Annotated in this window: 9 protein-coding genes; 8 read left to right on the top strand and 1 reads right to left on the bottom strand. The window is 33.1% G+C overall.

Features of this window, described 5'->3' with window-relative positions; translation table 11 throughout:
- Window positions 1-92: 92 nt before the first annotated feature.
- From ACJ6WR_RS10960 to ACJ6WR_RS10980, 5 genes are all read left to right on the top strand, one after another.
- Window positions 93-677, top strand: a complete 585-nt coding sequence (locus ACJ6WR_RS10960) for a DUF4136 domain-containing protein (protein ID WP_039113563.1) — start codon at window positions 93-95, stop codon at window positions 675-677.
- Window positions 678-831: 154 nt separating this feature from the next.
- Window positions 832-2,052: a helix-turn-helix domain-containing protein gene (locus tag ACJ6WR_RS10965; protein ID WP_409417807.1), complete on the top strand. Its 1,221-nt coding sequence runs from the start codon at window positions 832-834 to the stop codon at window positions 2,050-2,052.
- A gap of 95 nt (window positions 2,053-2,147) precedes the next feature.
- Window positions 2,148-3,119 (top strand): transporter, encoded by a 972-nt coding sequence (locus tag ACJ6WR_RS10970; RefSeq protein ID WP_409417808.1) that lies wholly within the window; start codon window positions 2,148-2,150, stop codon window positions 3,117-3,119.
- A gap of 84 nt (window positions 3,120-3,203) precedes the next feature.
- Window positions 3,204-4,202, top strand: a complete 999-nt coding sequence (locus ACJ6WR_RS10975) for a hypothetical protein (protein WP_039113567.1) — start codon at window positions 3,204-3,206, stop codon at window positions 4,200-4,202.
- A 1-nt stretch (window position 4,203) separates the two neighbouring features.
- The gene (locus ACJ6WR_RS10980) at window positions 4,204-5,364 is read left to right on the top strand and encodes a BamA/TamA family outer membrane protein (protein WP_123912057.1); all 1,161 of its coding nucleotides are present in this window, start codon (window positions 4,204-4,206) and stop codon (window positions 5,362-5,364) included.
- Window positions 5,365-5,460: 96 nt separating this feature from the next.
- On the opposite strand, the gene ACJ6WR_RS10985 is transcribed toward ACJ6WR_RS10980, so the two are convergent.
- Entirely contained in the window at window positions 5,461-7,908 is a 2,448-nt protein-coding gene (locus ACJ6WR_RS10985) for a TonB-dependent siderophore receptor (RefSeq protein WP_409417809.1), read from the bottom strand.
- Between the two features lie 327 nt (window positions 7,909-8,235).
- Here ACJ6WR_RS10985 and ACJ6WR_RS10990 point away from each other — a divergent pair, with 327 nt between their 5' ends.
- The 3 genes from ACJ6WR_RS10990 (at window position 8,236) to ACJ6WR_RS11000 (ending at window position 13,091) form a co-directional block, all read left to right on the top strand.
- Window positions 8,236-9,432 (top strand): aminopeptidase C, encoded by a 1,197-nt coding sequence (locus tag ACJ6WR_RS10990; RefSeq protein ID WP_039113572.1) that lies wholly within the window; start codon window positions 8,236-8,238, stop codon window positions 9,430-9,432.
- A gap of 188 nt (window positions 9,433-9,620) precedes the next feature.
- Window positions 9,621-10,631, top strand: a complete 1,011-nt coding sequence (locus tag ACJ6WR_RS10995; RefSeq protein WP_409417810.1) for an AAA family ATPase — start codon at window positions 9,621-9,623, stop codon at window positions 10,629-10,631.
- Between the two features lie 6 nt (window positions 10,632-10,637).
- Window positions 10,638-13,091, top strand: a complete 2,454-nt coding sequence (locus ACJ6WR_RS11000; RefSeq protein ID WP_409417811.1) for a S8 family peptidase — start codon at window positions 10,638-10,640, stop codon at window positions 13,089-13,091.
- Window positions 13,092-13,187: the final 96 nt, after the last annotated feature.

The following is a 13,187-nucleotide window of genomic DNA, read 5'->3' on the forward strand; positions in this document are numbered from 1 at the left end:
ATAGGAATTTCCGCTCATTCAAAATTTGATCATTTATTTAATAGTTTAAATAGCTTACTAATTTTTTAATAATCACTTTAAAATTTAATAAAATGAACACGAGAAGAAGAACCTTATTCATAATCCCAGTTATATTATTGGGTTTGATTTACAGCTGTGCTCCAAGCGTAAAAGTTACAAACGATTACGACCATTCAGCTAATTTTTCAGAATATAAAACATTTGCGGTTTATGACTTAAAAGCGCAAGAGGGTCAGGTAAGCCAGTTGAATGTAGATAGAATTGCAAATGCAATTCGTACAGAAATGGCTAGTAAAGGATTTAAAGAAACAGCAAACAATCCTGATCTGAAAGTTAATGCAGTTACCATTTTAAAAGACAAAAAACAGGTTACAGCAAATTCTAATTTCTATGGATATGGCGGTATGTATCGTCCGTATGGATATTGGGGTGCTGGTGGTGGTATGTTAAGTGGTACTACAACTTATGATACTTATGATTATGTTGATGGATCTTTGGTAATTGATATTGTATCTACAAAAACACAAAAACTAATTTGGCAAGGAATCGGTAATACCGAATTAGATAAAAGACCAGATAATCCAGATGAATTTATTAGTTCTTCTGTAAAGAAAATTTTAGCAGGATTCCCTCCTGGCTTAGTTGTAAAAAAATAAGTTCTACAACGAGTATACTACAACTCGATTAAACTTATCTCCCTACTAGATAAGTTTAATCGTTTTATAATGCTGGCAACTACAAGACGTCTTTGATAATGTTGATTTTATAAGTGAAATCATTTCTAGAATAAAAATGTTAAATCTTTCCCCCATGATTTATATATTACTGTCCCTTTTTTTCTTTATCGCATCAATAGCAGGTTTTGCTGTTTCTTTGATGATTATTTTTACCAAAAAAAATCTTAATCAGAATTTCTTTTTGAGTCTTTGCTTATTTAGCCTTGCTATAGGAAGTATTTATAGTTTTTACTTGTCTGCAAGTGTATTAAAAGGGTTTTCAAATTTCTTTATAATCACCCGTTCTTTTATTTTCTTGGTAGCACCATGTTCTTTTTTATATATAAGAAATGTTTTGTTGCCTGGAAAAATGATTAGAAAATACGATTGGATACATTTTACTCCCTTTATAGTATGTTTCATTTATATTTTATTTTCATTTTCAGACCGTTATCTTAATCATTTAGGAGGTTTGTTTAATGACGATATAATACAAAGAACAGACTATTTATCTGTTAAAGTAAATGCTGCATTTCCGTTAATCATAATATTATCTTGGTTAGGATATGCTTTTGTGCAAACCATAATGATTTTAAAATTTGATTTAAAAAGCACACATAAACTTAAACGATATAATGATAAGGTTATTAATTGGTTGAGGATTTTTAATATTATGATTATAGTACTTTTTTCGACACTTTTTGTGCATCGATTCTTGAGTAGCTCCGTAATTAATATTGATTTTCTGTACAACGCAATGGTATCTTTTATCCTTCTTTTTACAGTGAGTTGGTTGTATTTTAAACCTCAGGTTCTGTACGGTTTACGAGAGCCGCTTATTACTTTGCGTAATTTTAGCAACGATAATTTTAGTAAAACTATCAAGACAGAAGAAGTAAAAGACGCTTTGCCTATATTAAGCTTGCTTACAGATGAAAAGAAAATAACTTATTTAATAACACTTGAAAAAGCCTTTCTTAGTAAAAAACTCTTCTTAAAGAAAAATCTTGTCATTCGCGATTTGTCCGAAGAAACAGGAATACCAGTTCACCATCTTTCAAGTCTGATAAATAGTGAATACAATCTTCATTTTCAGGATTATGTAAATCTTAAAAGAATCGAATACTTTAAAGATAAAGTAAATGATATCGATTGGAAACACTTGTCTCTGGAAGGAATGGCATGGGGCTCGGGATTTAAATCCAGAACAACTTGTTTTAGAGCATTTGTTAAACACACAGGTAAGTCTCCATCAGAGTATTTCAAATTTATTCGAGTAACTTCTGAAGGAAGAAATGAATTCTCGATAAAATAATTTCATTACCAGAACAAGATAAAACTTGTGTTGAGGGATTCTTTTATTGATTAAGTATTCTAAAATTATTTAATGAATTATTATAAAGTAAAATCATGAAAACAGTATTTAATAAAAACATACAATCTATAAAAACAGTTGTTACAACACTGGTTTTATTAATTTCTTTTTTTAGTAATGCACAACTTAAAGGTGGACATTTTCTGGGGGCTATGGGATTACAATCGGGTACTCAAACACCCGAAAATACCCTTTCTGTATTTGTACCCGTTTATTTTTACAACACGACTTCTTTACGAAATAACGATGGCGATGTTGCAGTCGCAGATCCAAATTTAAATATGTTCCTTACAGCTGTAGGTGTAAGTTGGGTAAGCGATTTTAAGATTTTAGGGGGAAATTATGGAGCATCAGCATTATTACCATTTGCCTCCAATGCAATTCAGGGAAATTATGTAAGCTCAAAAAGTCCTTTTGCGTATTCAGATACTTATATCATACCATTACAATTGGGTTGGCATAATAAAAAAGCCGATTTCATTTTTACTTACGCCATGTATTTGCCTACGGGTAAGTTTGAAAACGGAGCTAGTGATAACAGTGGTTTAGGAATGTTTATAAATGAGTTTTCGGCAGGAACAACACTTTTTTTTAATGATAAAAAAACATTGCATTTATCAGCATTAGCTTCTTATGAAATAAATGGAAAGAAAAAAGATACCGATATTAAAACAGGAGATCTTTTTAGCCTTGAAGGAGGATTCGGAAAAACATATTATGTAATGGGAGGCACTACAGATGCACCAGCTCCAAAATCTATAATTAATGCAGGTTTAGTTTACTACATGCAGTTTAAAGCAACAAGTGATGAAATACCTATTGGGAACTCCGTTTTTTCAGGTAACAAAGATCGTGTTATGGCTTTAGGTGCGGAAGTAAATTATTTTCATATTAGCTCAAGTACCTCAGCGGGATTACGCTGGTTTGGAGAAGTTGAATCTATTAACAGATTTAAAGGGAATACTTTTTTTATAACGCTGGCTCATGTTTTTAGTACAAAGAAATAAATAGCCAATTATAAGAAATTGGTATAAGGGTTCCAATTGATAAAGGTGTGAAATCTCTCAACAAGTAATTAAATATACCTGCGTATGAAATTAAAAGGATTATTAGTACTGATATTTATTATCATTAATCAGAATATAGTATTTGCCCAAAAAGAAGATTTACGCCAAGCTTACGCTGATAGTATAAAAACATCTACATGGGCTTATAGATTACCCGCTTGGGGGCAACGTATTACCAAAAGAGGAGTCGATTTGCCATATCCGATCGGGATTATGATAAATTATTTTTCAGGAAGTCAAAAGGTTGTTATCAGTGATCTGGAAGTAGGGATAAACAATAGCCCGTTAGTTCCTCTTGATTTTGTGAAATTTGGAGAAACCAAAGCCACACTTAATTCCGTAACCTCACGTATAGATGTTTGGGCATTGCCTTTTGTAGACATTTATGCAGTTGTAGGTAAAACTTGGGCAAGTACAAGTGTAAACGTTGTCGAACCAATGAATTTTAGTAACAAAGTCGATTTTGAAGGAGGGACTTTTGGAGTCGGAATGACTTTAGGAGGTGCTTACAAACATGTATTCGGAACCTTAGATTATAACAATACATGGACAAAATTTGATCAAATCGAAGGATCTATTCATTCTCAAATGTTAGCGCCAAGATTTGGATATGTTTTTCAGTCCCGACGAAAACCGAATAGAAATTTTGCTCCATGGATTGGAGTTCAGGGACTTTTTGTAAACAGAGTGACCAAAGGAACTATTAACCTTTCGGATTTAGGAGTTAGCGGAAACTCGGCAGATTTTGATGTCGAAGATAAGGCTTGGTATCAAAATTTACCTGCGGCAGATAAGGTTATTATCAAGCAAATAGCCGATAAAATAAGAGACAAATTAGATAAGTTAGATCCAGAAGATGCTTCAATTTCGTATTCACTTAAAAAGAAAGCACTTTCTCCTTGGAGTATGTCTGTGGGTGGACAGTTTCAATTAGATCACCATTGGCAGTTTCGAACAGAAGCAGGCTTTTTTGGTGGACGTTCCTCAATTTTAGCTTCAGTAAATTATCGATTTGGATTTTAATATGAAAAAAACAAACCAACTCCGAAAAGTATTCCTGTTTCTTATAGTTTTCATGACGATAACGATGGCAGGGCAGGACAAAGAACATAAACACATAAGTATGAAAGATTCCCTAGATGGGGCTTTTGATTTAAGTGATTACATAATTTATGCACATGGTTTTATAGTTGTACCTACACTTATTACCGAGCCTGCTTTAGGAGGAATCGGGGGAGCGGTGTTACCTCTTTATCTTAAAAAACATGATCCAATTATTGATGCAAATGGAAAGAAAAGATTTATAGATCCTGATATAACAGGAGCGATGGGAATGTATACTGGTAACAAAAGTTGGGCAGTAGGAGCATTTCGTGCAGGAAGTTTTATAAAATCAAGAATATTGTATCGTGTAGGAGGAGGCTATGGAAATGTAAATATGTCATTTTATGAAAATTTGCCTAATGGTAAAGACAAAGAAATTGACCTTAATTTTAAATCATTTGCATTCTATGCTCGGGTTATGAAGCAGTTTAGAAACGGAAAATGGAGTGCAGGTCCACAGTATCTTTTATTGGATTCTAAAGTTAATTTCCCAGATTTAAATGATCTTCCTTCGTTTGCTAAATTAAGTGATGTAAAAAGTGTAGTAAGCCAATTAGGTGGAGCCATTCAGTTTGATGGGCGCGATAATATCTTTACGCCCGATAAAGGAATGCGGTTTCAGTTTGACTTTTTCTGGTCAGATAACACAATAGGCAGTGATTATGATGCATGGCGGTTAAATTTGTCTGCAATAGGGTATTATCCTATCGCCAAAAAATTAATTGGCGGACTTAGACTAGAAGGAGAACAGGCACTTGGTAATGCTCCTTTTTACCTTAGACCGGGAATTAATTTAAGAGGAATTCCTTCAGCCAGATATCAGGGTAAAGCCAGTGTTGTTACCGAGGCTGAACTAAGATGGGATTTGTACAGAAGATGGAGTCTTATGGGCTATGGCGGTCTGGCAAGCGCTTTTAACGATTGGGATAAAGCTTTTGCTAAACCAGTTGTTTATAGTTATGGAACAGGTTTTCGATATTTAATTGCTAGAAAATTTAAACTAAGAATGGGGGTCGATGTAGCTAGAGGTCCGGAAGACTGGGCATATTATGTGGTTTTTGGAAGTAATTGGCTTCGTTAACTTACCTTAAAAACGTTTCTGTTAGTTAGTTAATTCAATAATTGTCTAAAACCTGATAGCAATCGCTATCAGGTTTTTTATTTCTCAACAGTTCTCTTAAAACGAATATCCAAGTGTAAGCAACCAATTTCTTGGAGCTCCGGGAAATAAACGGATGTAATCATATCCACCAACCCAATAGGTTTTATTGGTTAGATTATTTGCATTCAATTGTATTTTGAATTTGTTAATGGTGTAATACAAAGCAGCATTCATTAGCGTATAACCAGGTATTGTTTGTGTTGCACTAATACTTAAGTTACGAGTTGTTACAAAGTTTGTTCCCATAGCAAGTCCAAAATCTTTTAGAGCACCATCTACAAAATTATAACGTGTCCAGATATTTCCTTGTTGTATTGGAGTGTTTGGTTTTTGTCTTCCTATTTCGTCAGCTATTGGACTTTCGGTAATATGTGCTTCGTTATACGAATAAGCTGCCGAAATACTCCATTGACGAGTTATACTACCGTTTACATCAATTTCAATTCCTTTAGATTCTTCTGTACCAACCTGTCTCATTAAGTCAATATTAGAAGGGTCATTGGCATTATACAACGTGTTTTTTTGTTGAATCTTAAATAGAGCCAGAGTAACAAATAATTTTTCTTTAAACCATGACGATTTACCTCCAAATTCTATCATATTACTTTCTAAAGGATCAAAAGGCCCACCAGCATTTGAATTAGATAATGATGATGTGGTTTGTGGGTTATATCCTTTTACGTAGGTACCATAAACATTAATGTTTGAGTTTACAGTGTAAGTTAGACCTATACGTGGTAAGAATGAATGTTGTTTTACTTTCTTCTCATTGTCTTTTGTGTAATTTTCACGATCGGTATATTCGTCATATCGAACTCCAATTAAGGCTTGCAGACGCCCCCATTTTATATGATCCTGCAAATAGATTCCATACAAAGAATAATAGCTAGGATCGAATGGGCGTGCGGTATAAAAATATTTGCTAACATCTTTTAATTGTTGAGATCCTGATGGATTTGTTAAGTCAAAATGAGCAACATTCGGAACAGGATTTCCTTTGGAATCTAATAAATAAGCACTGCTATTTTTTGGATTATAAGTATTAATCGATCCATTATTTGCTGCATTTCTGTATCCTTTTGCCTCAAGCTGAGAACCTCCAGGTGGTACTTGTTCCTGAGCGTAGTCATATCCTAAGATTAAATTATGATCTAAATCGCCTGTTTTTGTTTTGTACACAAAAAAGGTCGAGATATTATCGATATAGCGTTTACGTTTACGCATAAAAACCTGCATTTCTATCGCAGACGGAATAGTACTACCATCTGCTGCAGACGCATATTTGTTGGCGCCACGATGTTCTAGCAAGTCTTCATTATAACCCGTTCGGATATACGAAGCAGAGAATGACAACTTATCGGTAAATTGATGGTTTAATGAAGTTGTAACAATATAAGTTTCTTCGTTAAGATAATCATTTGGAGAGTTTAATGATTGTTTGGTTTTTGTAGAATACAAGTTGTTTTCGTAAGTCGATTGTCCACGATCAAGCATCCCTTTTGAACTTGTATAAATTAAATCAAAGTTTACTCGGGTTTTATCATTTGGTAAAAACGATAGAGAAGGAGCAATAACAATGTTCTTATCAAATTGTAAATCTCTAAAAGAATTGGCATTCTCGTAACCTATATTCAAGCGGTATAAAAGTGATTTATCTTCGGTAAGCGGTCCTGTAAAATCGGCTAATGCTCTAAGAGTATTAAAACTTCCTGTAGAAAAACTGATACTATTTGCTGGTTGATCCAACGGTTTTTTGGTTACCCTATTTATAACTCCACCAGGCGATGCATTACCAAATAATGCTGATGATGGACCTTTTAATACCTCTACACGTTCCAGATAATTTGCCAAAGGCTGTTTCCAGAAACCTGTCGAAGTTCTTAAACCATTTAGTAATTGCGTATTGCTTCCTCCATTTATTCTAAAACCCCTAATCGACACATCATCATAAAAAGTGAACTGACTTACACCACTAAAATTCTTTATAACCTCTCCGATACGTATTGCGCCTTGGTCGGCAATTAGTTCTTTAGTAGCATAAGAAACCGCTTGTGGTAAATCCTTTAGAGCAATTTCTGTTTTTGCACCAATAAAAGATTTTGTGTTTTTGTATGATTTCTCTTTTCTACCTGTGATCTCTATGGTTTGCAGCGTATTAATATTTTCTTTTAGCATAATGGTTGGTAAGTTTAGTTTTTCATCCTCATGTAATTCGATCGTTTTTTCCTGAGAAGAAAGACCTAAACTAGAAAAAAGAAGAGTGTAGGTTCCTGGTTTAAGATTATTGATCTGGAAATTTCCCTTTTCGTCGGCAGAGATATTCTTTTTTAGTTCCTTAATAAAAACAGCTGCATAAGAAGCCTCTTCATTGTTTTCGGTTACTATTTTTCCTGTAATTTGGGTAGTTTGAGCTTGCCCAATATTAAAAAATGCTATAAGTAGCACTATATAAATTAGTTTCATTGTATGGTATTTGGATTTTTACGGTGCAAATATATATTTATTTAGACTTGATAAAAATAATAATTTAAGAAAACTTTATATAAAAAAAGAGAACACGCGTGAGTGTTAGATTATTCAGGACTTTTTATTTAGAAGCAACAGCATAATTTTACTTTATTGCTAAATAAAGATTACCTGTTTTGAGTATTTTGTAAGTTTTTATAGATTAATAAAAACATTGTATAAAAATTAACTGCATTAGGTTAGTTTTTTTATTTAATATTTAATTGTTTTGTAACAAAAATAAAATCAAGGCTACTAATTAGTCAACTATTTAAATCATTGATTATGTATAAAATTACGATGAAATCGGTATTCGCAGCATCTGCCTTTATGGTAGGTGTGAGTGGTTGTTTCGCACAAGACATTTTGGTTAACTCTTTAAAGTTAAATGCAAGCGAAAAAAGTAAAGAGAATTTTAAATTTACGGAGCAAATTAACCTAGGAACAACATCGGTAAAATCTCAAGGTTCTTCAGGAACATGTTGGAGCTATGCGACAAACTCTTTCTTAGAGTCAGAAATGATTAGACTTGGGAAACAACCAGTTGAGTTGTCTCAAATTTTCTCTGCAAGAAATGTGTATGTTGAAAAAGGTAAAAACTACGTGCGTATGCATGGAGCAGTAACATTAGGCGACGGAGGTTCATTGCATGATGTAATCAATATGTACAGAAAATACGGAGCAGTTCCAAGAGAAGTATATACAGGATTAAACTACGGAACAGATAAAAATAAATTTGCCGAAATGGCAGCTATAAACGAAGGAGTTTTAACAGCAGTAGTAAAAAATCCAAACGGAGAACTTACTCCAAACTGGGAAAAAGCCTATGCAGCAGTTATCGATTCTTACTTAGGAAAAGTGCCTGAAAACTTTACTTACAAAGGAAAAAATTATACACCACAATCATTTGCAAAAGAGATAGTAGGTGTTAATCCAGATGAATATGTTGAAATGTCATCATTTACAACAGCACCATATTACCAAAAAACATTATTGGCAGTGCCAGACAACTGGTCATTTGATCAGGTTTACAATGTAAAAGTTAATGATATGACCGATGTTATTGATAACGCATTAAAAAAAGGATATACAGTGGCTTGGGCTACAGATGTAAGTGAGAAAAGCTTTAGCTGGAAAAACGGTGTAGCATATGTACCAACAAAGAAATTTGATGATATGACTGCAGATGAAAAAGCAGATATGTTTAACGGACCAAAAGCAGAACCAGAAATTACTGCCGAAATGCGTCAGGCAGCTTTTGATAACTATCAAACTACAGACGATCACGGAATGCACATTATTGGTTTAGCCAAAGATCAAACAGGTAAAGAATATTACATCGTAAAAAACTCTTGGGGAGAAACAAACGACTACAAAGGTTTCTTGTTTGTAACCAAAAACTTCGTGAAGTATAAAACTACTGCTCTTATGGTAAACAAAGGCGGATTACCTGCTGATATTGCTAAGAAGTTAGGGGTTTAATCTTTTACACTCACATTTAAGAAATAGCGCTGCAAGTAATTGTGGCGCTTTTTTTGGTTAAAAAGGAGATGTTTAAATAATTGAATTTGAGTGTTGTTAAAAGAAAATTTAATATTTGGTTTAAAACAAATATTATCCACTCTATTTTCTATTTTTGTATCTTTAATCAAACTTACAAGTTATCAATAATGAATCAAACGCTGCTCACAAGATTATTTAAGTCTATCGAAGGAAATAAAGAACAGCCTTTGGTAAGAATAGCCTATACTATTATTGATGAGGAAAGAAAAAAAGGGCATATAAAATTAGCAGATAAACTTGATACTATTTTGGAAGGTAATTTAGCGCGAGTTATCGAGCCTCAAAATGCTCCTACTTTAAAATTAACTAGAAATAAGGATGATGTTTTTTCAATTCCTGCAGATAGAAGGTATAAATTACCTTTGGCAACACATGTTGAAAATGATTTTTTAAGACATAACATGGTGTTAGCCGCAACTGTTGAAGAAAAAATTATACGAATTGAGAAAGAATATATTGCAAGGGAAAGATTAGCGCATCACGGTTTAAAGCCGCGTCAAAAAATACTTTTGTACGGTAGTTCAGGATGTGGAAAAAGTATGACCGCAGAAAGAATTGCATGGGATTTAGGTTTGCCTTTTTATAAAGTACGTTTTGATACTATCATATCTTCTTATCTCGGTGAATCAGCTTCTAACCTAAACAAATTGTTTGAAAGTCTTGAAAAATATCCTTGTGTACTTCTTCTAGATGAGTTTGATATTATAGGAAAACAAAGAGATATAAAATCTAATGATGTTGGAGAAATTCATCGTATTGTTAATATAGTTTTAGGCTTATTAGAAGAATACAATGGACAAGGAATTTTAATTGCGACAACAAATTTAGAAGGAAGTCTAGACAAAGCATTATTTAGAAGATTTGATGAGATAATTGAACTTCCCAGACCAAATCAAAACGAAATTGTTGACTTGCTTGAAATAACATTTTCAGCATTGAATCTTAATAAAGATATTCAATTAGAAAGTTATGCAAAAGAGATGCAAGGACTATCTTATGCTTTAGTTGTTAAAATTGCTAATGATGCAGCAAAAAAATCAATTATAAACTCTCATAAAGAAATTTCTGCAGATGATTTGGATAAAGCATTGGAAGAAAATTTAGCTTTTAACAAATAAAAAAATATGGAGAGATTTCCTCATTTAAAATTTCTTCAAAAGATTGTCGGAAAACCTCGACTTCATGGAGGTGGAGAGACAAATCCAATTTCTCTACAAAATAAGAATAATAAACAAGGACATTTTGGTTATCTGTCTGATAGAACATCTCAACTGAAATCTGATTGGCAGAATGAAATCGATAATAGGGTACGTCTTAATTTAGCTCCCTTAGATGTAGATATAATTCCAATTTTTTTAAAAATAAATCCCGATTTAATTGGTTATGATTTTGATCTGAAGATGTTCGGAATAGAAGTTATTTCACAAGAAGAGGATGGATATATTATTGGAGCTTCGCTGGATGCTTTCAATTCATTAAATGATAAAATACAAAAATTTCTTAATGAGGAGCGAGGAGGTGGAAAAATAGCAGATTTTTGGGAAATAGTTGATGGTAATCAATGGAAGCCAAGTCATATCCTTTCAGATTATTTACAATCGATTTGGGGAGATATTGATGAAGAGAGAATGTATAAATTGGAAGTTGGTATTGCTTTTGACAAGCCACTAAATAAAAAGCCAGATCCTAATGTACGAGGATATGAGGCTAAACTTGAGAGATTCAGAGCAGAGCAGATTGAGAGGGACGAGCGATTTGAAGAGCGTCAGGATGAATTTGAGAATTTTATAATTCATTATGGTACAATAACAAGTTCATTTATCGATCTAGATGATAGTTTTTGTTGCGAAGTTGAAATTACTGGTAAAGGTTTTAAAGATTTAGTGTTAAATTATCCTTTTGTATTTGAGATTTCTGAGACTGATGAAGTTGTTGGTCTAAATAGTGAAGTAGAAGAAGTAGGAACCTTCGAATTAGAGGTTATGGCTCCAGATTTAACTTCTCCAGAAGTTGGTGTAATTGATAGCGGAATAATGGAAGGTCATAGGTTTATTTCTTCTGCTATAATTGGACAAAATTCAAGATCTTATATTCATGGAGATGATTCAACGGCTGACCATGTACGTAACGGTGGGCATGGTACACGCGTAGCAGGTGCAATTTTATATCCCCATGGTTTGACTTCTATACAGTCACCGTATCAATTGCCTTGTTTTGTTAGGAATTTAAGAGTGTTAGATGGAGACAACAAACTTACTCATAGACTACCAGCAGAGCTTATGAAACTCATTGTTGAAGATAATGAAGGTTGTAAAATTTTCAATCTTTCCATAAATTCAAATGTTGCTTCTCGGTTAAAACATATGTCTTCTTGGGCAGCAACTATAGATACATTAATAAATAAGAATAAAGTGCTCTTCTTGATTTCAGCAGGAAATATTGCTAAAGATGACATAAGGCATTATATTAGTCAAGCTAATAATTATCCAAATTTTTTAGATGAAACATATTGCCGAATTGCGAATCCAGCTCAAAGTAGTTTTGCAATTACAGTAGGATCTGTAAATCATATGGCTTTTGAAGATGATGATTTTGCGTCATTAGGAGCAGAAGATGAAATTTCTGCATTTTCAAGAGTTGGAACAGGTATTTGGGGAATGATTAAACCAGATGTTGTGGAATATGGAGGAGGGTTAGCAATATCTAAATCAGGAAATTTAATTTCTAATAAAGAATCTATCTCGCCTGAACTTATCCGTTCTACTTTGAATGGAGGATCAGCAATAGGAAGTGATGTTGTAGGGACTTCATTTGCAACGCCAAAAGTTGCGCATATTGCTGCTCAGCTTTTAAAATTATATCCAGATGAAGATATAAGTTTGTTAAGAGCTCTAATAGTGCAGGGTGCTCGGTTACCAAATTCTTTTTTTGAAAATCCAACAACACAAAGTATTAAACACTACGGGTATGGTATACCTTCTCTCGAAAGAGTTACAAATAACACTCATCAAAGAGTTACTTTTTATAATGCTGAAAATATAAGAGCCGAAGAAGGACATATCTATTCGTTAAATATTCCAGAATTTTTAAGGTCTCCTGTAGAAGAACACGATATTTTAATTGAAGTTACATTGTCGTATACTGCAAAAGTTAGAAGAACAAGGCAAAAGACAAAATCGTATTTGTCAACCTGGCTCGATTGGACAAGTTCAAAAGTTGGAGAACTTTATGAGGATTTTAAAGATTACGTTCTTAAAGAAATAGAAGAATCTGAAACTATTTATGATAAGGATGCAAGGAATAATATGGCTGGGTGGAATTGGAAAATAAAAAGTGATAGTAGAGGTATTGTTGAAGGTATTAGCAGAAACAATAGTACCGTTCAAAAGGATTGGACCATTATTAAATCACATCAACTACCAAATGATATAAGTTTTGCTGTTAGAGGTCATAAGGGATGGGATAGGTCTCATGAAGAAGTTTCATACTCTTTAGTACTTTCAATTGAAATTTTAAATTCAAATTTAGAAATTTATGAAGCGATAAGAATTGAGAATGAAATTGAATTAGAAACTTAAAATAGAAGGTTTAATAATCAAGACAATTCTTGTTACTGATAAATCAATTAAATATAATATTATAGTTGACCAAGAAAAAGAAAGAGGCTTTGTAAG

Source organism: Flavobacterium sp. PS2 (genome assembly GCF_046250155.1).
Classification (GTDB): Bacteria; Bacteroidota; Bacteroidia; order Flavobacteriales; family Flavobacteriaceae; genus Flavobacterium.

Coding starts and splice junctions, on each gene's coding strand:
- ACJ6WR_RS10980 (WP_123912057.1), top strand. CDS start 4,204: ATGAAAAAAACAAACCAACTCCGAAAAGTATTCCTGTTTCTTATAGTT.
- ACJ6WR_RS10970 (WP_409417808.1), top strand. CDS start 2,148: ATGAAAACAGTATTTAATAAAAACATACAATCTATAAAAACAGTTGTT.
- ACJ6WR_RS10990 (WP_039113572.1), top strand. CDS start 8,236: ATGTATAAAATTACGATGAAATCGGTATTCGCAGCATCTGCCTTTATG.
- ACJ6WR_RS10985 (WP_409417809.1), bottom strand. CDS start 7,908: ATGAAACTAATTTATATAGTGCTACTTATAGCATTTTTTAATATTGGG.
- ACJ6WR_RS11000 (WP_409417811.1), top strand. CDS start 10,638: ATGGAGAGATTTCCTCATTTAAAATTTCTTCAAAAGATTGTCGGAAAA.
- ACJ6WR_RS10975 (WP_039113567.1), top strand. CDS start 3,204: ATGAAATTAAAAGGATTATTAGTACTGATATTTATTATCATTAATCAG.
- ACJ6WR_RS10960 (WP_039113563.1), top strand. CDS start 93: ATGAACACGAGAAGAAGAACCTTATTCATAATCCCAGTTATATTATTG.
- ACJ6WR_RS10995 (WP_409417810.1), top strand. CDS start 9,621: ATGAATCAAACGCTGCTCACAAGATTATTTAAGTCTATCGAAGGAAAT.
- ACJ6WR_RS10965 (WP_409417807.1), top strand. CDS start 832: ATGATTTATATATTACTGTCCCTTTTTTTCTTTATCGCATCAATAGCA.